Annotated in this window: 19 protein-coding genes; 8 read left to right on the top strand and 11 right to left on the bottom strand. The window is 72.5% G+C overall.

The window, feature by feature from the left end; genetic code table 11:
• Window positions 1-68: 68 nt before the first annotated feature.
• Genes WBK31_RS19190 through WBK31_RS19175 form a run of 4 tightly spaced genes read left to right on the top strand, consistent with a single transcriptional unit; the run spans window position 69 to window position 4,602 of the window.
• Window positions 69-1,136, top strand: coding sequence for an ABC transporter substrate-binding protein (locus WBK31_RS19190; RefSeq protein ID WP_364053261.1), 1,068 nt, complete (start codon window positions 69-71; stop codon window positions 1,134-1,136).
• Window positions 1,123-2,688 carry a sugar ABC transporter ATP-binding protein gene (locus WBK31_RS19185; RefSeq protein WP_364053258.1) on the top strand — a complete coding sequence of 522 codons (1,566 nt, stop codon included), beginning with the start codon at window positions 1,123-1,125 and terminating at the stop codon, window positions 2,686-2,688. Before WBK31_RS19190 ends, WBK31_RS19185 begins: the two co-directional genes overlap by 14 nt.
• Entirely contained in the window at window positions 2,681-3,652 is a 972-nt protein-coding gene (locus tag WBK31_RS19180; protein ID WP_364053255.1) for an ABC transporter permease, read from the top strand. Before WBK31_RS19185 ends, WBK31_RS19180 begins: the two co-directional genes overlap by 8 nt.
• Complete coding sequence (locus tag WBK31_RS19175; protein WP_364053252.1) at window positions 3,649-4,602, top strand: ABC transporter permease; 954 nt, start codon at window positions 3,649-3,651, stop codon at window positions 4,600-4,602. The genes WBK31_RS19180 and WBK31_RS19175 overlap by 4 nt, the downstream gene beginning before the upstream one ends.
• 87 nt (window positions 4,603-4,689) lie before the next feature.
• On the opposite strand, the gene WBK31_RS19170 is transcribed toward WBK31_RS19175, so the two are convergent.
• The 10 genes from WBK31_RS19170 to WBK31_RS19125 form a co-directional block, all read right to left on the bottom strand.
• Window positions 4,690-5,604 carry a pirin family protein gene (locus WBK31_RS19170; RefSeq protein ID WP_364053249.1) on the bottom strand — a complete coding sequence of 305 codons (915 nt, stop codon included), beginning with the start codon at window positions 5,602-5,604 and terminating at the stop codon, window positions 4,690-4,692.
• 23 nt (window positions 5,605-5,627) lie between these two features.
• Window positions 5,628-6,749: an MBL fold metallo-hydrolase gene (locus WBK31_RS19165; RefSeq protein WP_364053246.1), complete on the bottom strand. Its 1,122-nt coding sequence runs from the start codon at window positions 6,747-6,749 to the stop codon at window positions 5,628-5,630.
• Between the two features lie 395 nt (window positions 6,750-7,144).
• Window positions 7,145-7,855, bottom strand: coding sequence for a DUF3152 domain-containing protein (locus tag WBK31_RS19160; protein WP_364053243.1), 711 nt, complete (start codon window positions 7,853-7,855; stop codon window positions 7,145-7,147).
• A 115-nt stretch (window positions 7,856-7,970) separates the two neighbouring features.
• Window positions 7,971-9,371, bottom strand: a complete 1,401-nt coding sequence (locus tag WBK31_RS19155) for an NAD(P)/FAD-dependent oxidoreductase (RefSeq protein ID WP_406675341.1) — start codon at window positions 9,369-9,371, stop codon at window positions 7,971-7,973.
• Between the two features lie 91 nt (window positions 9,372-9,462).
• Window positions 9,463-10,395 carry a zinc metalloprotease gene (locus WBK31_RS19150; protein WP_364053237.1) on the bottom strand — a complete coding sequence of 311 codons (933 nt, stop codon included), beginning with the start codon at window positions 10,393-10,395 and terminating at the stop codon, window positions 9,463-9,465.
• A gap of 138 nt (window positions 10,396-10,533) precedes the next feature.
• Window positions 10,534-13,272, bottom strand: coding sequence for a sugar-binding protein (locus tag WBK31_RS19145; RefSeq protein WP_406675340.1), 2,739 nt, complete (start codon window positions 13,270-13,272; stop codon window positions 10,534-10,536).
• Window positions 13,273-13,287: 15 nt separating this feature from the next.
• Window positions 13,288-14,088, bottom strand: coding sequence for a carbohydrate ABC transporter permease (locus WBK31_RS19140; RefSeq protein WP_364053231.1), 801 nt, complete (start codon window positions 14,086-14,088; stop codon window positions 13,288-13,290).
• On the bottom strand, window positions 14,085-14,963 hold the full coding sequence (locus WBK31_RS19135) for a sugar ABC transporter permease (RefSeq protein WP_364053228.1): 879 nt from the start codon (window positions 14,961-14,963) through the stop codon (window positions 14,085-14,087). Before WBK31_RS19135 ends, WBK31_RS19140 begins: the two co-directional genes overlap by 4 nt.
• Window positions 14,960-16,357 carry an extracellular solute-binding protein gene (locus WBK31_RS19130; RefSeq protein ID WP_364053225.1) on the bottom strand — a complete coding sequence of 466 codons (1,398 nt, stop codon included), beginning with the start codon at window positions 16,355-16,357 and terminating at the stop codon, window positions 14,960-14,962. The genes WBK31_RS19135 and WBK31_RS19130 overlap by 4 nt, the downstream gene beginning before the upstream one ends.
• Before the next feature lie 3 nt (window positions 16,358-16,360).
• Window positions 16,361-17,575, bottom strand: coding sequence for a PfkB family carbohydrate kinase (locus tag WBK31_RS19125; RefSeq protein ID WP_406675339.1), 1,215 nt, complete (start codon window positions 17,573-17,575; stop codon window positions 16,361-16,363).
• A 131-nt stretch (window positions 17,576-17,706) separates the two neighbouring features.
• Here WBK31_RS19125 and WBK31_RS19120 point away from each other — a divergent pair, with 131 nt between their 5' ends.
• Together WBK31_RS19120 and WBK31_RS19115 are read left to right on the top strand one after the other, a co-directional pair.
• Entirely contained in the window at window positions 17,707-18,465 is a 759-nt protein-coding gene (locus WBK31_RS19120; protein WP_364053218.1) for a DeoR/GlpR family DNA-binding transcription regulator, read from the top strand.
• Between the two features lie 10 nt (window positions 18,466-18,475).
• On the top strand, window positions 18,476-19,816 hold the full coding sequence (locus tag WBK31_RS19115; RefSeq protein WP_364053216.1) for a 6-phospho-beta-glucosidase: 1,341 nt from the start codon (window positions 18,476-18,478) through the stop codon (window positions 19,814-19,816).
• 62 nt (window positions 19,817-19,878) lie between these two features.
• Here the strand turns inward: WBK31_RS19115 and WBK31_RS19110 are convergent, their stop codons facing one another.
• Window positions 19,879-20,526 (bottom strand): SDR family oxidoreductase, encoded by a 648-nt coding sequence (locus WBK31_RS19110; protein WP_406675338.1) that lies wholly within the window; start codon window positions 20,524-20,526, stop codon window positions 19,879-19,881.
• A gap of 23 nt (window positions 20,527-20,549) precedes the next feature.
• On the opposite strand from WBK31_RS19110, the gene WBK31_RS19105 reads away from it, so the two are divergent.
• Complete coding sequence (locus tag WBK31_RS19105; protein ID WP_406675337.1) at window positions 20,550-21,242, top strand: HAD family hydrolase; 693 nt, start codon at window positions 20,550-20,552, stop codon at window positions 21,240-21,242.
• Window positions 21,243-21,304: 62 nt separating this feature from the next.
• Complete coding sequence (gene gndA, locus WBK31_RS19100) at window positions 21,305-22,729, top strand: NADP-dependent phosphogluconate dehydrogenase (RefSeq protein WP_406675336.1); 1,425 nt, start codon at window positions 21,305-21,307, stop codon at window positions 22,727-22,729.

Here is a 22,729-nt window from a genome sequence, read left to right as displayed (position 1 = left end):
CCGTCGGACGGGCACCGTCGCACGGGCCCGGGCGCGCACCGGCAGGACCTGATAAGAAGGGAACCGCGATGACCCCCCATCTCCGGACGGCCGCGCTGGCTCTGGCCGTCCTCCTCACCGCGACGGCCTGCGCGAAAGCGGAGGAGCCGCAGAGCGCACCCGCCCCCACCGGCACGGCGGGCCGGCAGGTCGTCCAGTCGCCCACGGGCACGGCCGGCCCCACCTGCACGCTGGAGCAGTTCGGCGGCACCACGTTCGACCTCAAGACGGCGACGGTGGGCTTCTCCCAGTCGGAGAAGGAGGCCAACCCGTTCCGCATCGCGGAGACCAAGTCGATCAAGGACGAGGCGGCCAAACTCGGCATCACCCACCTCAAGGTGACCAACGCCCAGTCGCAGTTCTCCAAGCAGATCACCGACGTGCAGCAGCTCATCGCGCAGGGCGTGCAGCTGCTCGTCATCGCGCCGCTCAACTCCGACGGCTGGGAGCCGGTGCTCCAGCAGGCGGCGGCCAAGAAGATCCCCATCATCACGGTCGACCGCAAGATCAACGCCAAGCCGTGCAGCGACTACCTGACGTTCATCGGCTCCGACTTCTACGAGCAGGGCAAGCGCGCCGCCGACCGGATGATCGAGGCGCTCGGCGGCAAGGGCAAGGTGGCCATCCTGCTCGGCGCCCCCGGCAACAACGTCACCACCGAGCGCACCAACGGCTTCAAGGACCGCGTCAAGGAGAAGGCGCCGGACATCACGATCGCGTTCGAGCAGACCGGCGAGTTCGCCCGTGAGAAGGGCCAGCAGGTCACCGAGCAGCTCATCCAGTCCAACCCCGACATCAACGGCATCTACGCCGAGAACGACGAGATGGCGCTCGGCGCGGTGACGGCGCTCAAGGGCGCGGGCAAGGAACCGGGCGACATCAAGATCGTCTCGGTGGACGGCACCCGCAGCGCCGTGCAGGCCATCGCCGACGGCTGGCTGCACGCCGTCATCGAGTCCAACCCGCGCTTCGGGCCGCTCGCCTTCGAGACCGCGCAGAAGTTCCTCGACGGCGAGCCGATCCCCGACAAGGTGATCATCTCCGACCGCGACTACGACACCACCAACGCCAAGGACTCCCTCGGTGAGGCGTACTGACTTGGCCGAGCAGACCGACGAACCGGTACTCGAGGCGCGCGGGATCAGCAAACGCTTCCCCGGCGTCCTCGCGCTCGACGGCGTGTCCCTCGCCCTGCGGCCGGGCGAGGTGCACGCCCTCGTCGGCGAGAACGGAGCCGGCAAATCCACCCTGATCAAGGTCTTCACCGGCGTCTACCGCCCCGACGAGGGCCGGCTGCTCTACAAGGGCGAGCCCGCCTCCTTCGGCACCCCCATGGAGGCGCAGCGGGCCGGCATCTCCACCATCTACCAGGAGGTCAACCTCGTCCCCATGATGTCGGTGGCCCGCAACCTGCTGCTCGGCCGCGAGCCGCGCGGCAGGTTCGGCGTCATCGACACGGCCGCCATGTACGAGGAGGCCGAGCGGGTGCTGGCCGGCTACGGCGTCGAGACCGACGTGCGCCGCCCGCTGCGCACGCTCGGCGTCGGCGCCCAGCAGATGGTGGCGCTGGCCCGCGCCGTCTCGGTGGACGCCCGCGTCGTCATCATGGACGAGCCCACGTCATCGCTGGAGCCGCGCGAGGTCGAGACGTTGTTCGGCGTCATCAGGCGGCTGCGCGACAGCGGCATCGCCGTCATGTACGTCAGCCACCGCCTCGACGAGCTGTACGCCGTGTGCGACCAGGTCACGGTGCTGCGCGACGGCCGCCTCGCGCACACCGGGCCGCTCGCCGAGCTCGACCGGCTGAAGCTGATCTCCCTCATGCTGGGCCGCGACCTCGACGAGGTCCGCTCCGGGGGCATGACCCGCTTCTCCCGCGACCGCTCCAGCGAGAACCGGCAGGGTGACGGCACGCGCACGCCCGTGGTCGAGGCCCGCGGGCTCACCCGCAAGCACGTCCTCGACGGGGTGAACGTCAGCGTCGAGCCCGGCGAGGTCGTGGGGCTCGGCGGCCTGCTCGGCGCGGGCCGTACCGAGACCGCCAAGGCCATCGTCGGCGCGCTCCCGCTCGACGGCGGGCAGGTCCTGGTGGCCGGGATGCCGCTGCGCGGCGGCTCCACCGCCGCCGCCATCAAGGCCGGCGTCAGCCTGCTGCCCGAGGACCGCAAGGCCGAGGGCATCATCCCGACGCTGTCCGTACGCGAGAACATCGCGCTCGCCGCCCTGCCCTCGCTCGGCAGGGCAGGGGTGGTGTCGGAGGCGAAGATCGACCGGGTGGTCGAGATCTTCATGCGGAGGCTGAGGATCAAGGCCGCATCACCGCACCAGCTCGTCTCCGAGCTGTCCGGCGGCAACCAGCAGAAGGTGCTGCTGGCCCGCTGGCTGGCCGTCCGGCCCAAGGCGCTGCTGCTCGACGAGCCGACCCGCGGCATCGACGTCGGCGCCAAGGCCGAGGTGCAGGCGCTGATCGACGAGCTGGCCCAGGAAGGGCTGGGCGTGCTGCTCATCTCCTCCGACCTGGAGGAACTGGTCGAGGGCGCCGACAGGATCCTCGTGCTGCGCGAGGGCGCGGTCGTGGGCGAGCTGTCCGGCGACGAGGTGACCGAGGAGAAGATCATGGCGACGATCGCGGAGCAGAGCGATGGCTGAGCTGACCTCCAGGGGGAGCGCCCGGGTCGCCGTGCTCAAACCCCAGGTGTACGCGTGGGTGCAGGACTACGGCGTGTACGCGGCCGTCCTCGTGCTGCTGCTGTTCAACGTGCTGTTCACCCCGCACTTCCTCGACGCGTCCAACTTCCGCACCCAGCTCGTCCAGGTCACCCCCGTCGTGATCGTCTCGCTGGGCATGGCGCTGGTCATCGGCACCCAGGGCATCGACCTGTCGGTCGGCTCGGTGATGGCGCTCGCCGCCGCGCTGACCGTGCTCTACCTCGGCTACGGTTGGCTGCCCGCCGTCCTCGTGGCGGTGATCGGCGGCGCCGTCGTGGGGGCGGCGGGCGGCGCGCTGGTCGCCTACGTCGGCGTGCAACCCATCGTGGCCACGCTGGCGCTGCTGGTCGGCATCCGCGGCCTGGCCAACGTGCTGGTGCCGCAGCTCGTCGAGTTCCGCAACCCCGGTCTCATCGCGCTCGGCAGCAGCTCCGTCGCCGGCATCCCGGTGATCGTGATCATCGCGGCGGCGCTCACCGTGATCGTGCTGTTCGTGGTGCGGCGTACGACGTTCGGCCGGCAGGTCGTCGCCATCGGCGGCAACCGCTCGGCCAGCGAGCTGTCCGGCCTGCCCGTCAAGCGGGTGCTGCTGACCGTCTACGTGATCTCCGGGCTGCTCGCCGCCCTGGCCGGCGTGCTGGCCACGGCCCGGTTGCAGGCGAGCGACCCCACCTCGCTCGGCCTGTTCATCGAGCTGTCGGCGATCACCGCCGTCGTCGTGGGCGGCACGCCGCTGACCGGCGGGCGGATCAGGGTGCTCAGCACGGTCATGGGCGCGCTGCTCATGCAGCTGCTGTCGGCCACGCTGATCAAGCACAACCTCCCGCAGTCATGGACCCAGATGGTCCAGGCGGTCATCATCCTGGCCGCCGTCTACGCCACCAGGAAGCGGGGGACCCGATGAACCGCGAACAGGTGAGCCGGCTCATCCAGCAGCACGGCGCTGTCATGGTGCTGGCCCTGCTGGTCGTCGTGGGCAGCCTGGCCTTCGACTCCTTCGCCACGGCGGGCAACGCCGCCAGCGTCGTCGTCTCCTCGTCGTTCCTGGCGATCATCGCCATCGGGATGACGTTCGTGATCATCAGCGGCGGCATCGACCTGTCCGTCGGGTCGCTGTTCGTCCTGGGCGGCGTGCTCGCCGCCTACGGCTCCCAGTACGGCCTGCTCGTGGCGCTGCTGCTGCCGCTCGCCGTCTGCGGGGTCGTCGGGCTGCTGCAAGGGCTGGTCATCGCACGTACGGGGATGGCGCCGTTCATCGTCACCCTGGCCGGGCTGCTCGGCGTGCGCGGGCTCATGCTGGCCATCTCCGACGAGGGCGCCACCACCTACCTCGTCGAGGACCCCGCGTTCGCCGCGCTCGGCCAGGGCGGGATCCTCGGCCTGACCTGGCCCGTCTACATCACCGCCCTGCTCGCGCTGCTCGCCATGGTGCTGCTGCAGCGCACCGGATTCGGCCAGAACGTCTACGCCATCGGCGGCAACGAGCAGGCGGCGGCCCTGATGGGCGTGCCCGTCGCCCGTACCAAGGTGTACGTGTACGTCATGTCGGGCCTGCTGGCCGGGCTGGCCGGCGCGCTCAACGCCGCCCGGCTCTCCTCCGGCGTCACCATCCTCGGCATCGGCCTCGAACTCGACGCCATCGCCGCCGTGGTGATCGGCGGCACGCTGCTGACCGGCGGCGCCGGCGGCATCACCGGGTCGGTGGCCGGGGTGCTGCTGCTCGGCGTCATCCAGAGCCTCATCAACCAGGTGGGGAACCTGACGTCGGCGTTCCAGCAGGTGGTCAGCGGCGCGTTCCTGGCACTCGTGGTGGTGGCGCAGCGCCTGCTCAGCAAGGCACAACGCCTCACCTGACGGCTGCGGGGCCGCGCGGCCCGCAGCCCGAGATGGTGGGGACGGCCCGCTGGACCTGTCCGCCCAGGGCACCCCGGCGGTGGGTCCTCAGCGGACGCGGCCGCGCGGCTTGAGCCGCGTGCCGGGCAGGACGGGCGCGGGCAGCGGCTCCCCGTCGAAGCCTTCGACGACGCCGAACCCCTCGCCCTCCATCCACTCCTTCCGGTACGCGGCCACCTCCTCGTGGGAGCGGCCGACGAAGTTCCACCACATGACGATCTCCTCGCCGAACGGCTCGCCGCCGATGAGCAGCACCCGCCCGCGCCCCGCGAGCCGGATGGAGGTCCGGCCCGGCGGCAGGTACACCAGCGCGCCGCGCTCGGCCCCGGCCACCTCACCGTCGAACAGCAGCAGCCCGTGCTCGAACCCCGGCTCGACCGGCACCTCGGCCTCCCCCTCGACGTCCAGTTCGGCGCCGACGAGCGGGGAGTAGGCGGTGGCGGGCGAGGTCACCCCGCCGAGCGTGCCCATGATGACGCGGGCGCGGAAGCCGGGCCCGGCCAGCCCGGGCAGCTCGGGGTGGTGCTCGAAGCCGGGCGCGACCTGCCGGTGCGCATCGGGCAGCGCCACCCACAGCTGCACGCCGTGCAGCGTCGTCTGCGGCGACTCCTCGGAGTGCGAGATGCCGCGCCCCGCCGTCATGAGGTTGAGCTGCCCGGGACGGATCTCCTGCAGCGAGCCGATGCTGTCGCGGTGCAGCACCTCGCCCTCGACCAGCCAGCTCACGGTCTGCAGGCCGGTGTGCGGATGCGGCGGCACCCGCATGGTGGCGACCTGCGGCCCGTAGGCGTCGACGAAGCACCACGCGCCGATCATGCGGCGGTGCTTGTGGGGGAGGGTCCTGCTGACCAGCATCGCGCGGGGACCGCCGAGCGGCACCTCGCGCCCGGTCAGCACCTCGCGCTCATCGGCCGCACCGGCGCCGCAGCGGATCTCGCGCGGCTCGCGTTCCAGATTGCTCACATCCGAACCCTATGCCGGGGTGCTCAGGTGAGCATCTCCCACCAGCCCTCGACCGTGGGCGCGGCCGAGACGTCCACGGCCTCGCCCGGCCGCGGCACCGCGATGCGCACGTCGCGCGCCTTGGCCTCGCGCCACAGCCGGTCGACGGGCTCCGCCCACGGGTGCAGGGCGAGCGTGAACGTCGCCCAGTGCACCGGCAGCAGCAGCTTGCCGCCCAGGTCGAGGTGGGCGTTGACGGCCTCCTCCGGGTTCATGTGGATGTCCGGCCAGGCCGGGCTGTAGGCGCCGATCGGCATCAGCGTCAGGTCGAACGGGCCGTGCTTGCTCCCGATGCCCTTGTAGCCGTCGAAGTAGCCCGAGTCGCCCGCGTAGAACACCCGTTTGGTCGGACCGGCCACCACCCAGGAGCCCCATAGCGTGTCGTTGCGGGTCAGGGTCCGGCCGGAGAAGTGGCGGGCCGCCGTCGCGACGAAGCGCAGCCCGCGTACCTCGGTCTCCTCGTCCCAGTCCAGCTCGATGATCCGGTACGCCGCCACGCCCCACCGCTCCAGGTGCGCCCCGATGCCGAGCGGCACGATGAACGGCGCCTTCTGCGTGCGGTTGAGCGTCTGCACGGTCGCCATGTCGAGGTGGTCGTAGTGGTCGTGGGAGATCGCGATCGCGTCCACCTCGGGCAGCTCGTGCAGCTCCACCGGCACCGGGTGGTGCCGCTTCGGGCCGACGAGCTGCGAGGGGGAGACCCGGCGGCTCCACACCGGGTCGAACAGCACCCGGCGGCCCTCGATCTCCACCAGCGTGGAGGCGTGGCCGTACCAGATCGCGCGCACGCCGTCGGCGGGCGGCGCGTCGGACGGCGGGATGCGCAGCGGAACGGGACCTGCGGGGCGCCGCTGGGAGCGGTCGGTGGCGAGCTCGCCGAGCATGCTCACGGGCGGCCCTGACGGCACGGTCGCCGGCTCGGACATCGTGTTGACGAACGCGCCGTCCCTGAACTGCGGCGAGCGCCGGATCCGCGCCGCCCGGTCCGGCCCCGACGCCAGCGGCCGCATGCCCAGCTCGGCGGGAACCTCGCGCAGCGCCCAGCCGGCCGCGGCCAGGACCGCGCCGCCCGCGAGGATCCGCCGTGCCGTCCGCATCCCTGCCATCGCTCACACTCCCCTGGAAAGTTCTCGCGTCCCGATCGGCGGGACTCCCCGATGTTTCCGCTTCTACGATATATCGCGATAGGTCAGACGGTCGTGATCGCTCAACCGGCGATGACCGGGAACCGGCCGCCGCCGGCGCCCCCCGCGCTTCCTGGCGGCGTACGGCGTTGCCGGGCCCCGTCACCGAAGCGGCGACTCGTCCGGTTGATGGAAACCTATCGGTAGCTTCGGCGCCAGGGAACGCCGCCCCCGCCCGCCACGCGGCGTTGCCTGCTCACCGCCCCCGCCAGGCCCCGCTCGCCGCGCGGCCTCCGGGGCGCTGCCCTCGCCATCGCCCGGCCCGCTACGCGGCTTCGGCAGCCCCGCCGGCATGCGCCACCGGCCCCGGTGCGGAGCTAGCGGCGCTTGTCGTGGTCGCCGTGCGGGTACGGCCAGGGGTTGGGGCGGCAGCGGCCGAGCGACTTCGACTGCTGGACCATCACCGGCGCGAGCCTGCCGGGGCCGGGACAGCGCCGGTGACCGTGGCCAAGCGCGTGGCCGACCTCGTGGTTGATCAGGTAGCGCCGGTACGCGGCCAGGTCGCCGCCGTACTGCGGGACGCCCTTCGCCCACCGCAGCGCGTTGATGACCGAGCGGCGGCCGTTCCAGCAGGACAGCTCGCCGCCGGTGCGCAGCGGCAGGCACTGGCGGATGGTCATGCGCGGGCTGGACAGCGCGACGCGCACCCGTACCGGGCCGTGGTCCACGCGCTGGAAACGGGCCCAGCCGCGGACGTCGTTGAGCGTGCGGTGCACCTCGGCGGCGAACGCGAAGGGATCGAACGGCAGCCCCCGCTCCACCTCCACCAGGTAGCGCACGAGCGCGCCCCGTCCACGCCTGGCCCGGTCGGACCCGGGGACGACGGCGTACCGGCCCGAGGCGGAGTGCGGCACCCGGACCTCCTGCTCGGGCGCGCGTCCGCGATGGCGGGGCGCCAGCGGCTTGGGTGCGGGAGCCGCGGAGGACGGCGGGGGACTGGCGGACGGAGACGGGGGCGCGACCGCCTTCGGGTCCGCACAGCCGGCGAGCACCACGAGCAGCAGCAGGAGCAGTGCGAGCAGCGGCAAGGCGGCCTCCCCACGACGTCACCGGTGGGGAGGTATCCGATCTTACGTTGCTGCTTGTCGTACTTGACGGGCAGGGTGGCTTATCGCGCTCAGTGACCGATTTTGGGGCCCGATGTCAGGGGCTTCTCGGTGGCAGGTACGGCGTGATGTCGATCGGCGGCCGCTCACCGAGCACCAGCGCGGCGGCGATCTCGCCGGCGAACGGGCCGGCCGTCAGCCCGTACGCGCTCAGCCCCGTCGCCACCACCACCCGATCGGTCACCGGCCCGATCAGCGCCGGACCGGGAGCGTAGACCGGGCGCAGGCCGACCCGGGTCTCCGACACCGTCGCACCGGCCAGCCCCGGAGCCACCCTGAGCCCCGCCTCGATCACCTCGTCGAGCCCGCCGACCGTGACGCGCGGCGCGAACCCGACGTCCTCCACCGTCGCGCCGATCACCACCCGCGAGTCGGGGAAGCCCAGCAGGTACGGCCCCTGCCGGGGCAGGATGATCGGCCACCACGCGGTGTCCACACCCTCCAGCGTGGCGTGCAGGATCTGGCCGCGCCGCGGGAAGACCGGCAGCTCGACGCCCAGCGGCAGGCACACCTCACCGGTCCACGCCCCGGCCGCCACGATCACCCTGTCCGCCTCGATCGGCACGCCCTCGCCCGTCGGTGTCTTGCAGACGCCGGGCATCGAAGGCGCGGAGGCGACCGGCGCCGACTGCCGCCACGAGTCACCGCCGCCGGCGGCTTCGGCCGCTTCCCGCCCACCTGCCGCCGGCCTCTCAGCCTCCGGCCGGGCGGCTCCCCGCCGGTCCGTTTCCGCGCCCTCCGTCCCCGGGCGAGCCGCCTTCTGCGCCGCCGTCTCGGATGCGTCCGTCCCGGCAGCAGCGGAACCGGCGGCCCCGGAGACAGCAGCCGTGTCCCCGGGAGAAACGGCCCGGGAAGAGGCTGGAGAAGCGAGAGGCCCGCCGGGCTGATCCTCGGTGGGGTGCAGCAGGACCTGACCGCCGGGGGTCAGGGTGGCGGTGCCCGTACGGACCTCGGCGCCTCTGGCCACGGCCGCCGCGAGCAGCGCGTCGCGTACCGAGCGGCCGTCCACCCTGGCCGCGCCCGGTACCAGCAGCGCGCTCAGCGTGTCGGACAGCGGCGGGAACAGCTCGACGGGGGTCGGGACGTCCACGACCTCGCCCATCTCGGGCGCGCCCGCGTGGCGGCGGCGCAGCAGCGCCCGCACCGGCTCCAGATCGACCGGGTCCTCGGCCACCAGCAGCGCGCCCACCTTGGCGTAACCGATGTCCTCGCCCAGCTCCTCGACCAGGCCGGGGTAGTGGCGCGCGCCCTCGCGGGTCAGGCGGTACCAGTCGTCGTCCTCGGGGTGGTCGACCCACGGGCAGACGATGCCGGCGCCCGCCTGCGTCGCCTCACCGGGGAAGCCGCCGTCCACGACGGTCACCGCCGCGCCCCTGCGGCTCAGGTGGTAGGCCGCGCCGGCGCCCACGATGCCGCTTCCGATCACCACAACACGCATGCTCCCCATGTTCGCAGCCGGGGTGAGCAGCACTGACGACCGGGCCCGGCGACTTGCCATGCGGATGACCTACGCGGGCCGGCCACCTGCGTCAGCTGGGGGCGGCGGCGCGCATGCTTTCCCGCAGCCGCGGCGTCAGGAAGGACGAACGCGGCCCGGCCAGCGCCGAGTCCATCCGCTCCGCCTGGCCCTTGGTGAACATGAACATGGCCGCGTCCTCGACGTAGTCCATGTAGTTCATGAACATGTCCCCGTGGGGCGCGTTGCCGCAGCTCACCTGGGGGAAGGACGGCGCGCCGTGGTTGGGGCCGGCCTGGTTGGGGGTGTCGTCGACGAAGTCGCTGCCCGAGCAGCCGTCGCCGTCGTCGCCCCAGATGTGGCGCAGGTTGAGCCAGTGGCCGACCTCGTGGGTGGCGGTCCTGCCCCCGTCGTACGGGGCCGCCGCCGTGCCGGTGGTGCCGAACGCGGAGTGCCGGATGACGATCCCGTCGAGCTCGGGCGGCCCGCCGGGGAAGGCGGCGTAGCCGAGCGCGTCGTCCAGCTCGCACACCCAGATGTTGAGGTAGCGGTCGGCGGGCCAGGCGTCGGAGCCGCCCCGGGCGGTGAACTTGACCCGGTCATCGGTGGAGAAGCCGGTGACGTCCGTCGAGACGCGCACGACGCCGGTGGCGGGCGAGCCGTCAGGGGCGGTCTCGGCCAGGCGGAACTCCAGCCGGGCGTCGGCCACGAGGTCCCGCCACACCTGCGGCACCTTGCTCACGTCGGGGTTGGCCCGCCGGAAGTCGGCGTTGAGCACCTCGAGCTGGCTGTCGATCTGCTCCTGCCCGATGTCCTGCTCAGGGCTGTGGTGGACGACGTGCACCACCACGGGGATGGTGACGACCTCCTCCCTGCCGGGCGCCCTGGCGGTCCTCCTGGCGAACGTCTCGTTCTCGATGGCGGCGAGGGCGAGCGCGTAGCGAGGCGATGAGGCGAGCAGGCGGCGATGGACGGGCATGGTCGCGCACCGGTCGAGTCCGGGCATGGGGGCTCCCTTTCGTGCGCGCGCGGCGGAGAGGGGAACGCCGCACGGGGGGGACGTTGGCTCCTGCACATCTACCCGGATTGTAGTCGGACAATCACAGAAAGTGACGACAGGAGCCGGCGTCCCCCTGAGCAGGGCTCAGCGCAGCGGGGCCGATGCCGCCGCCGTGCCGCCGTCGCGGGCCGCCCAGCCCGCCAGCACGGTCGCGCCCTCGCCCGGGATGCGGGTCACCGGCACGGTGACGGTGGTGACCCCCTTGCGGGAGATCTTCACGACCTCGCTCCCGGCCGTGCCCTCGGCGTCGCGGACGAACAGGTGCGCCTCGCCGGGCTCCCCGGCCTGCAGCCGCACCCGTACGGAATCACGCCCACTCGACGCGGACACCACACGCGCAGCAGGGTCGGCGGCCGGCGCGCCCGCGGGCGGCACGTTCACCCGCACCGACTGCTCCAGCGTCTGCGGCGAGTCCAGGCTGGACAGCGCCGTGTCGGGGATCACCGGCTCGGGCGGCGTGACAGGCCGGTCGGCGGGCGGCTGGTAGCCGGGCAGCCTGGCCACGCCCCACCGGTACGGGTCGCCCTGCACCCCGCCCCACGTCGACCAGCCGATACGGGTCTGGCCGGTCTTGTCCTGGGTGTCGGAGTCGTACACGAGGATGTTCAGCCCCAGGTGCTCCGGATCGACCGCGCCGGGCAGCACCTCCATCGGGATCGACATCTCCACCGTGTACTCGCCGTCACCGGTCGTGGACGCCACCTTCATGCCGGGCGCGGTCTCCTCGCCGGGGCCCTGGCGGTTGTCGGCGTCCCGCAGGAAGCACGGCGGCCCCTCGGCGGTGACCGGCAGGACCGCGGTCTTGAACGTGGTGGAGGTGTTCTCGGACGCGCCGCGCGGGTCGAGCGTGACCTCCACCGCGTCGGTACGCCAGTGCCGCTTGCAGTCGGAGGACTCCAGCGCGGTGCCGAGCACGTCGTCCTTCACGTGCACCAGCACGTACAGCGTGTCGTCGTGCCAGGCGAGCTTGGCCGTGCCCGAGCAGTCGGCCGCCGACGCGCACTCGCTGCCCTCCCACCGGCGGGAGATGTCGAGCGTGTCACCGGTGTACTCGCCGTCGCCCTCCGCGCCGTCCACGGCCGGCGCGGTCTCGGCCTGCGGCACCGTGGTGGCCGGGACCAGTTCGAGCGCGGGCCTGGTGACGGCCGAGCCGCCGCCGTCGATCGTCGTGGTGATCGTGTACGCGTAGTCACCGCCCTCGTTGGAGGTCTTCAGCGACGGGTCGGAGTTGGTCACCTTGAACGGCACCGTCACCGACTCGCCCGCCGCCAGGTCCTCGAACGGCGCCTCGGTGCGCTCGGCGGTGAATCCGCCGGGCAGGTCGATGCGCACGGTGCCGGAGCGGGTCTCGGAGCCGACGTTGGTGACGACCACGCCGACCTCGCGGCTGCCGCCCGACGGCAGCGTGAGCACCGGCTGGACGATGCCGCCGAGCTGCGGCACGCCGACCTCGGCTGTCCACTCCTCGTACTGGGCGACCTGGGGGAGCGGCTGCTGCGCGGCGCGTACGGGCGGGCTCACCTCGACCTGCCGGTCGGTGTAGCCGCCGCCGTTCTCGGTGGTGAGGGTGGCCGCGACGCGCACCCGGCCCGGCTCGGCCTGCGCGGGCGGCGTGACCGTGAACGTGGCCTTCGCCGTCTGCCCGGCCCGCACCCGTCCGAGGTCGCCCGAGCCGGTGACCTGCCAGCCCTCCGGCATCCGCAGCGCCACCGTGGAGCGGCCGAGCCGGTCCCGCTGCGGCGCGCTCACCTCGGCCTCGACCGTGAACGCGGCGCCCGGCCGCACGTCGAAGTCGCTCGTGCGCAGGAAGAACCGCGTGCCGAGCGGCACGCCGCCCTTGGGCCTGGTCAGCGCGCCGTCCAGGATGTTCGCAGGCGCCGCGGCGGCCGCGCTGCCCGGCTCGGGGAACGGCACCCGCGCGTCCACCTGGGTGAAGAAGTCGCAGCCGAGCTGCTGCGGGTCGGACGGCACGTCGGGGAAGCCGGCCCAGCCCTGCGAGGCGTACTGGCGCTGCGCCTCACGCTCGATCGCCGCCCACGTCTTGCCCTGGCGCGCCGAGGTGCGGCCGCTCCAGACGCCGAAGACGTTCTGCGCCGGGTTCGCCGGCTTGTACGTCGACGAGCACGCCTCCCCGGGCTGGCCGGTGCCGCGCGCCCCGCTGGTGAGCAGCCGGGCGGGCGCGAACGGCTTCAGCCCTTCCTTGGTGATCTGCTCGGGGAACCTCTTCGGGTCGGCGGCCGCGTAGAAGGCGGCGATCGCCAGCCTGGCCGCCTCCTGGTGGTTGCCGTGGTTGCCCGGCGTCGGCGCCGGGTCCATGGTGAGGATGATCTCGGGCCGGGTCTGGCGGACGACCCTGACCACCTTCTCCAGCGTGTCGCCGCCCCACACCTGGTCGGTCAGCGGCGCGCTCACCGTGTAGTAGAAGTCGACGTCGTCGAGGTTGAACACCTCGCGCACGCCCGCCTTGCCGACGGCGGAGCGCTCCTCGGCCTCGCGCAGCAGGCCGAGCGCCGGGCCCTCCTCGGGCCCGACCGCGTTGCCGCCGCCCTCGCCCCTGGTGACGGTCACCACGCCGGCGCGCACGCCGTGATCCTCGTTCCACTGGCCGAGTGTGGACAGCGTGCCCGACTCGTCGTCGGGGTGCGCGCCGACGAACAACGCGTCCAGATCGACGGGCGTCTTGCCTGGACGCTCGTGAACAGCCGATGGGGGAGCGGCCGCCGACGCCGGGAGTGCGGGCGTGACGCCGAGGACGAGCGCGGCCGCGGCCAGCGGCGCGGTCACCGCGGTCCGCCGCCGCGCTACGGATCTTGTGATGGGCATCGAACCTCCGGGGGGTTACTCGCGGACCGCCCCCTGGAGCAGTCCGCGGACGAAGTGGCGCTGGAGGAACAGGTAGAAGACGACGACGGGCGTGGCGACGATGACCGATCCGGCCGCGAGCAGCGTGAAGCCGGAGGTGTACTGCCCCTGGAAGAACGCCAGGCCGAGCGGCGCGGTGCGCAGCGACTCGCTGGTCACCATGATCAGCGGGATGAGGAACTCGTTCCACGTCCACATGAACACCAGCAGCGTCAGCGTGACCACCGCGGGCCTGGCGGGCGGCAGCAGCACCTGCCACAGGATGCGCCAGCTCGACGCGCCGTCGATGCGGGCCGCCTCCACGATCGCCCGGCTGGAGGTCAGGAAGTAGGCGCGCATCCAGAACGTCCCGAACGCCACCGACAGCGCGACCTGCGGCAGCGTGATCGACCAGAACGTGTCGATGAGCCCCAGCGAGCGCAGATCGAAGTAGAGCGGCACCGCCACCGCCTCGCTCGGCATCATGATGCCCAGCATGAACAGGTAGAACAGCACCGTACGGCCGCGAAAACGCATGGTGCCGAAGGCGTACCCGCTCATGATCGACAAAATCACGCTGACGACCACCACGAACGCCGACACCGCGAGGCTGGTGCGCAGATAGGAGTCGAACCGGCCGATCTCCCACGCCGCCGCGAAGTTCCCCAGGCCGGACGTGCCGCCGCTGTCGGCCGGGCCGAGCGCCGCCGACAGGATCACCACGATCGGGTAGAGCGCGAACGCGGCGAACACCGTCAGGATGACGTAGTTCGCCACCCGCTCACCGCGCGAGATCACGACAGCCTCCTGTCCGCGAAGCGGTTGACCCCGAACGACACGATGAAGATCAGCACGGTCAGCGTGACCCCGATGGCCGCCGCCGAGCCGACCTGCCCCAGGCCGAAGGCCCGGTGGTAGACCTCGTAGGACGGCACCGAGGTGGAGTCGCCGGGCCCGCCGCGGGTGGTGACGTACACCAGGTCGAAGGTGCGCAGCGCGGCGATCACCGTCAGCGTCAGCGCCACCGCGATCTCCGCGCGCACCGACGGCAGCGTGACCGCGAAGAACTCGCGCACCGCGCCCGCGCCGTCGAGGCGGGCCGCCTCGTACAGCTCCGACGGCACCCGGCTCATCCCGGCCAGCAGCAGCACCGTCACCAGGCCCGTCTCGAACCAGGTGCCCACCACGCCCACGGCGGGCAGCGCGAACGTGTAGTCGCCCAGCCAGCCGCGGGTCAGCGAGTCCAGCCCGAGCGCGCTGAGCAGGGAGTTGAGCGAGCCGTCGGGGGCGTACACGCGCCGCCAGGCCACCGCCACCACGACCATCGCGATGACCTGCGGAAGGAACACCACCGTGCGGAAGAAGCCGAGGCCGCGCACCTTGGCGTGGTTCAGGATCGCGGCCAGCGCGAGACCGATGACCAGCGGGAACACCGCGTAGAAGACGACGAGCACCAGCGCGTGCGCGAACGCCGCGCGCAGCCCCTCGTCGGTCACGATCGCGAGGTAGTTGTCCAGCCCCGCCCAGGTGCCGACCGACAGCCCGTCCCAGTCGTACAGGGAGAACTGCACGGCCCGCCCGATCGGGAACAGCAGGAACGCCGCATAGATCACGAAGGCGGGCAGCAGGTAGAGGTAGGCGACGCGGCGGGGTTCCCCGGGCGGTCGGGTCATCCTCCGTTGCTCTCGACGAACGAGGTGTAGTCCTTCTCCAGCTTCTCCAGGAACTCCTGCGGCGTGGCCTTCTTGGCGAGGAGGTCCTGCAGCGCCGCGCCCAGCGTGTCGGCGAACGTCGGGGTGGCGTAGTCGAGGTAGGGCACCAGCCCGTCCTTCTCGGTGGCCGTGCCGAACGCGGTGAACACGTCCTGCTGCGGACCCTCCTTCACGCTCTGCGCGGAGGTGTCGGCGACCGGCAGGTTACCGGTCTCGGTCAGCACCTTCATGGCGTCGGCGCTGGTGATGAAGTCGATGTACGCCGCCGCCGCGTCCGGGTTCCTGCTCTTGGACGTCACCGCGAACGGCAGCCCCGTGCCGCCCGTCGCCACCGGCGGGGCGTCGGCCGTCGCGCCCGGCGGCAGCATGAAGCCCAGGTCGGAGCCGAGCGCCTTGTCCAGGTCGGCGAGCAGCCACGTGCCGGCGATGAGGAACACGCCCTCGCCCTTGCCGAACGCCTGCCAGGAGGCGTCGTAGCCCTGCCCGTTGAAGCCCTTGGCGAAGTAGCCCTTGTCCACCCAGCTCACCAGCTGCTCGGCGGCCTTGAGGTTCTCCGGCGAGGTCCAGGACGCGCCCTTCTTGCCGAAGGCCAGCGTGCTGATCTGCTCCTTCGGCACCTCGCGGCCCTGCACGGTGCCGAACACGTGCACCGCCGGCCACTTGTCGAGGTTGCCGAACTGCAGCGGCACCTCGCCCTTCGCCTTCGCCGTCTCCAGCGCCGACTCGAACTCGGCCCACGTCGCCGGCGGCTTCAGGCCCAGCTTGCCGAGCTTGGCCTTGTTGTAGAAGATGCCGACGACCTCGCCGACCTGCGGCAGACCGTACAGGTTGCCCTCGCCGAACACCTTGCCGTCGGCGGTGTAGCGCGAGTAGCGCAGCACCGACTCGGGGTAGCGCTGCTTCCACCCGTAGGCGTCGGCGTAGGCGTCCAGCGGCAGCAGCTGCCCCGCCTTGACGAACGCGCCCATCGACGAGCGGCCGTTGTTGGCCTCCACCACGTCGGGCGGCTCGTTGCCGCTCAGCGCCAGGCGCAGCGTGGTGTTGAGGTCGTCGAACGAGCGGGAGACCCGGTTGAGCTTGATGTTGGGGTACTTCTCCTGGAACGCCTTGTTGAGCCGCTCCATCTGCGCCGCCTGGCCGCCGCGCACCTCCTGGTCCCACACGGTCAGCGTGACCTGGCCCAGCTGGGCGGGGTCGGTGCGCACCGCCGAGGCCGACGGCTGCGGCGGCGACGAGGCGGGAGGGGCGGAGGAGCCGGGCGCGCACCCGGCCAGAACCCCGGTGAGGGTCAGAGCGCCGGCGGCGAGCAGGGCGAAGGCTCTCGAACCGCGCGGTCGTCGCGTCGGGGCGGTCATGCGTTACTCCTTCTGGACAGGGGCGCGAGGCGTGTCCGGTTCGTCACCCTCGGGCGAGGGTCGCGGCGCTTCCGGCCGCTGCCCGGAAGCGGGGGGTGCCATGCCCACGTCGGCGTACCGGGCGATGGTGGCGGCGGCCCGGCGCACCGCTCCCACCGGGTCGGTGGGCACCAGCCGGTCGAGGAAGGCGTAGCGGCGGGCCAGCGAGCTGCCGTACGCGCCGCCGTGCGGGGCGGCCTCGCGCACCTCGTGCCACCAGTCGGCGATGTCGCCCCAGCCCGGCGCGGCCAGCGAGCCGCCGAACTGCTGCACCGCGAGCCCGGCGCACAGCTCGGCGAACGCCAGCCGGTCGTCGAGCGGCCAGCGACACAGCGTACCGAGCACGAGTCCGGCGCCGAACACGTCCCCCGCGCCGGTCGGGTCGAGCGCCGTCACCCGGGGCGCCGGCACGAACGCCTCCTCGCCCGTCGTGGAGTCGATCGCCATCGCCCCGTTGGCGCCGTCGGTCACCACGGCCAGGGGCACCTTGTCGGCGATCGCGTACAGCGCGTCGCGCGGCGTCTCCGTACCGGTGTAGGCCATCGCCTCGGTCGCGTTCGGCATGAACGCGTGGCAGTTCTCGAGCTGGTCGAGCACCGAGCGCGACCAGGCGCCCGACGGGTCCCAGCCCACGTCGGCGAAGATCAGCGCGCCGTCGCGGGAGGCCAGCTCCGCCCACGAGCACGGCGCGTCGGGCGAGCCGAGCGGCTCGTCGGGCGACAGCGTCGCGATCACCGCGCGCGAACGCGGCGGCTTGCCGATCATCTCGTTGGCCGGCATCGGCGCGGGATGCCCGTGGGTCACCATGCTGCGGTCGCGGTGCACGGCCATCGACACCGTCACCGGCGAGTGCCAGTGCTCGAAGCGGCGCGAGCGCGACAGGTCCACCGACTCCTGCTCCTCGAGGGTGCGCCAGCAGAAGTCGCCGTAGTCGTCATCGCCGAACGCGGCCGCCAGCGACGTGCGCAGCCCGAGCCGGCTCGTCGCGATGGCCAGGTTGGCGATGCCGCCGGGGCACGAACCCATGCCCTCGGCCCAGATCTCGGTGCCCGCCGCGGGCATGGCGGGCAGGCCGGTGAAGATGATGTCGAGAAAGACGGTGCCCGCCAGGAAGACATCGAACTGCGGGGCATCGGGGCTGCGCTCACCGGCAAGAGGGTCGTACGCCTGGACAGACACGGGAATAAGTCCTCCTCGACACACCAGGTTCTGCGCAATCTTGCACGTTTGCTCGCACTCTGCAAGTGCTCGCGCACTCGTTTGGCGCAAGTTGCTTACTTCTGCGCGTTTTTGAATGTTAGACTCCCGGCGTGCTCCAGCGCCTCCGGCATGCCGAGATCATGCGCCGCGTCCGCGACTCGGGCGCCACGAGCGTGCGCGATCTCGCCAGTCAGCTCGGCGTGAGCCCGTCCACCATCCGCAGGGACCTCGAGGTGCTCGACCGCGACGGCACCCTGCGGCGCGTCAGGGGCGGCGCCCTGGCCACCGTCGACGCCGACGCCGACCGGCCGTTCTCCGAGGTCGCGGCCACCGACGAGCAGGACAAGGAGGCCGTGGCCGCCCGCGCGGCCGAGCTGGTCGGCGACGGCGACGTCGTCCTGCTCGACATCGGCACGACCACCATGCGGCTGGCGCGCAAGCTGCGCGGCCGCCGCGTCACCGTGGTCACCTCCAGCCTGGCCGTGCTCGACGTGCTGCGCTCCGACCCCGCCGTCGAGCTGCTGCTCCTCGGCGGCATGGTGCGCCGGCCCTACCACTCGCTCGTCGGCGTGCTGACCGAGGCGGCGCTCGCCCAGGTTGTCGCCGACCGGGTGTTCCTCGGGGCGAGCGGCGTACGTCCGGACGGGCAGCTCGTGGACACCACGCTCGCCGAGGTGCCGCTCAAACGGGCCATGATCGCCGCCGCCGGGCAGGTGGTGCTGCTTGCGGACCGGCACAAGTTCCCCGGCACCGGCGCGCTGCGCGTGTGCGGTCCTGAGGACGTCGATGTGCTGGTCACGAACGAAGGCGCCGACGAGGCGACGCTGCGCGCCTGCGCCGCCGCCGGCGTCGAAGTGCTGCTCACGTGAAAGGCTGAGGATGAGACTGGCCGTACTCGGCGGCGGGGGCTTTCGCGTCCCGCTCGTCTACGGCGCGCTGCTGCGCGACACCGCCAAGCCCCGGGTGGAGGAGGTGGTGCTCTACGACGTCTCGCCCGAACGGCTTGAGGCGATCTCCCACGTGCTGCGCGGCCAGGCCGCGGGGCACGACGACCCGCCTCGCGTGCGCGTCACCACCGACCTCGACGAGGCGCTCACCGGAGCCGACTTCGTCTTCTCCGCCATCCGCGTGGGCGGCCTGGCCGGGCGCACCGCCGACGAGCGGGTGGCGCTCGAACTCGGCCTGGTCGGCCAGGAGACCACCGGCCCAGGCGGCATCGCGTACGGGCTGCGCACCGTGCCCGTCGCCGTACGGGTGGCCGAACGCGTCGCCGCCCGCGCGCCCAAGGCGTGGGTCATCAACTTCACCAACCCGGCCGGCATGATCACCGAGGCCATGCGCGGCGTGCTCGGCGACCGCGTCATCGGCATCTGCGACTCGCCCATCGGGCTCATCAGGCGGGCGACCGGCGCGCTCGGGCTCGACCCCGCCCGCGTCTCGCCCGACTACGTCGGCCTCAACCACCTCGGCTGGCTGCGCGGGCTCCAGCACGACGGCCGGGACGTGCTGCCCGACCTGCTCGCCGACGACGCCGCGCTGCACCGGGTGGAGGAGGCCAGGCTGCTCGGCCCCGACTGGGTGCGGGTGCTCGGCGCGCTGCCCAACGAGTACCTGTACTACTACTACTTCTCCCGGCAGGCGGTGGCCGCCGGCGCCGGGCGCACCCGCGGCGAGGCGCTGCTGGAGCAGCAGGAACGCTTCTACGCCGCCGTGCGCGAGCGGCCGGAGGACGCGCTGAACGCCTGGCGGCTGGCCCGCAAGGAGCGCGACGAGTCGTACATGGCGGAGGCGCGCGAGGCCGCCGACGCCGGCGAGCGCTCGGCCGAGGACCTGGAGGCCGGCGGGTACGAGGGCATCGCGCTCGCCCTCATGGCCGCCATCTCCAGAGGTGAGCCCTCGACGATGATCCTCAACGTGCGCAACGGCTCGGCCGTGCCGGGCCTGCCCGACGACGCCGTCGTCGAGATCCCCTGCGCGGTGGACGGCTCCGGCGTCCGTCCCCTGGCCACCAGGCCGCTGCCCGGCCGCTTCCTCGGGCTCATGCAGCAGGTCAAGGAGGTGGAGCAGACCGCCATCCAGGCCGCGCTCACCGGGTCGTCGCGACTCGCGGTCGCCGCGTTCGCGCTGCACCCGCTGGTCGACTCGGTGCCGACGGCGCACAAGCTGCTCGACGGCTACCGCGCCCGCATCCCCGAGCTGGCCGCCGTCTTCCCCGGCTGAGCACGCAACCGCCGGGGGACTCCCGGTTCATCGGCCGCCCCAGCCGGGGCGTGCCGGACGGCTTACAGGGCTGCGACGGCCTCCCCGATGGGGGTGTCGCCGGAGACGAGTTCGAGCGTGCGACCGGCCGTTCCCGGACTCGCCAGCAGGGCGACGATGACGGCCGCCACGTCGTCGCGCGGCACCGCGCCCCGCGGCACCTCGGGGGCCAGCAGCACCCGGCCCGTGCCCGGCTCGTCGGTGAGGCGGCCGGGCCGCAGGATCGTCCAGTCGAGGTCGCGGCGGCGCAGGTCCTCCTCGGCCTCGGTCTTGGCCTTGATGTAGGCGGCCCACACCTCGTCGCTGCCCGGCGCGGGCGGCTTGCCCGTACCCATGGCGGAGATCTGGACGAAGCGCCGTACCCCGGCCCGTTCCGCGGCGTCGGCCATCAGCACGGAGGCGGCCCGATCGACGGTGTCCTTGCGCGCCGCCCCGCTGCCCGGACCGGCCCCGGCCGCGAACACCACGGCGTCGGCCCCCTCGACGATCCCGGTGACCTCATCGACGCCCGCGCGCTCCAGGTCGCACACCACGCCCTGGCCCCCGGCGGCCTCGACGTCGGCGACGTGCGCCGGGTTGCGTACCAGGCCGACCGCCTGAGACTCCGGCGCGAGCCGGGCCGCCAGCCGCAGCGCGATCTTCCCGTGTCCACCCGCGATGATGATCCGCATGTCGGCCATGGTGTCATGGACGCATGCGTGACTTCCCGCAGGCTCCCACCGCGGCGTTTCTGTTCGACCTCGACGGCACCCTGATCGACAGCGTCTACCAGCACGTGGTGGCCTGGCGGCAGGCGCTGTCCGGGATGGGCATCGACCTGTCCGTATGGCGGATCCACCGGCGCATCGGCATGAGCGGCGGATTGTTCGTCAGCGCGCTGCTGCGCGAGACCGGGCTCAAGCTGTCCAGAGAGCAGATCGACGAGCTGCAGACCCACCACGCCGAGGCGTACGAGCAGCAGGCACACTCCGTCAGGCCGCTGCCCGGCGCGGTCGAGCTGCTGGGCGAGCTGACCGAGCGGGGCGTGCCGTGGGCCATCTGCACCAGCGGCTACGCCCGCACCGCCCGGCTCGCGCTGGGCCTGCTCGGGCTCCCTGGTGACACGCCGATGGTCACCCGCGACATGGTGCGCAGGGCCAAGCCCGACCCCGACCTGTTCCTCGCGGGCGCGGCCTTGGCCGGCGTCGATCCCACGCACGCCATGGTGGTGGGCGACAGCGTCTGGGACCTGCTCGCCGCCCGCCGGGCGGGGGCGCTCGGCATCGGGGTGCTGTCCGGCGGGTATGGCAGGGACGAGCTGGAGCGTGCGGGGGCCTTCCGGGTGTACGCCGACCCGGCGGACATGCTGGACCGGCTCGACGAGCTCGGTGTGCGCCAGAGCGACTGACGGGAATATCCCCGCGAACCGCCGGGCTTGATGTTGCGTATTCCCCACAGAGGAGCTGACTAATGGACTTGGCAGACATCGGCGTCACCGGCCTGGCGACCATGGGGCGTAACCTGGCCAGGAACCTGGCGAGGCACGGCTACACCGTCGCCGTGCACAACCGTTCCTACGGCCGCACCGAGCAACTCGTGAAGGAGTTCGGTGACGAGGGCGCGTTCGTGCCCGCGAAGGAGATGGCCGACTTCGTTGCCTCGCTGAAGCGGCCACGCCGGGCGATCATCATGGTGAAGGCCGGCGCCGGCACCGACGCGGTGATCGAGCAGCTCGCCGAGCTGATGGAGCCGGGCGACATGATCGTCGACGGCGGCAACGCGCATTACGAGGACACCCGCCGCCGCGAGGCCGCGCTGCGCGAGCGCGGCCTGCACTTCGTCGGCACCGGCATCTCCGGCGGCGAGGAGGGCGCGCTGAACGGCCCGAGCATCATGCCCGGCGGGTCGAAGGAGTCCTGGGAGGCGCTCGGCCCGATCCTGCAGGACATCGCGGCCAAGGTCGACGGCGTGCCGTGTGCCGTGCACGTCGGTCCCGACGGCGCCGGGCACTTCGTGAAGATGGTGCACAACGGCATCGAATACTCCGACATGCAGCTCATCGCCGAGTCCTACGACCTGCTGCGCCAGGCCCTGGGCGCCACCCCGGCCGAGCTCGCCGAGGTCTTCAGGGAGTGGAACAGGGGCGACCTCGACTCGTACCTGATCGAGATCACCGCCGAGGTGCTCGACCAGGTCGACGCCGAGACCGGCAAGTCGTTCGTGGACATCGTGGTCGACCAGGCCGAGCAGAAGGGCACCGGCCGCTGGACCGTGCAGAGCGCGCTCGACCTGGGCGTGCCTGTGACCGGCATCGCGGAGGCCACGTTCGCCCGCGCCCTGTCCGGCCACCCCGAGCAGCGCGCCGCCGCCCGCTCCCTGCGCGGTCCGAACCTGTCCGGCGTCGGCGGGCGCGAGCTGATCGAGGACGTCCGCCAGGCGCTGTACGCCTCCAAGATCGTCGCGTACGCCCAGGGCTTCGACCAGATGGCCGCCGCCTCCAAGGAGTACGGCTGGGACCTCGACCTCGGCGCCATGGCCACCATCTGGCGTGGCGGCTGCATCATCAGGGCCAAGTTCCTCGACCGGATCAGGGCGGCGTACGACGCGAACCCGAACCTGCCGACGCTGCTCGCCGACCCGAGCTTCGCCGGGGCGCTCGAGGCGGCCCAGGAGTCGTGGCGGCGCGTGATCACCACGGCGGTGCAGATCGGCGTGCCGACGCCCGGCTTCTCCTCGGCCCTGGCCTACTACGACGGGCTGCGCCGCGACCGCCTCCCGGCGGCGCTGGTGCAGGGACTGCGCGACTACTTCGGCGCGCACACCTACCGGCGGGTGGACAAGGAGGGCACCTTCCACACCGACTGGTCCGGCGACCGCACGGAACGTCCGGCGTAG

Source organism: Nonomuraea sp. N2-4H, from assembly GCF_045291505.1.
GTDB classification, from domain to species: Bacteria; Actinomycetota; Actinomycetes; order Streptosporangiales; family Streptosporangiaceae; genus Nonomuraea; species Nonomuraea fastidiosa.
Note: the sequence above shows the minus strand (reverse complement) of the source record. Positions and strands in the feature narration are given on the sequence as shown.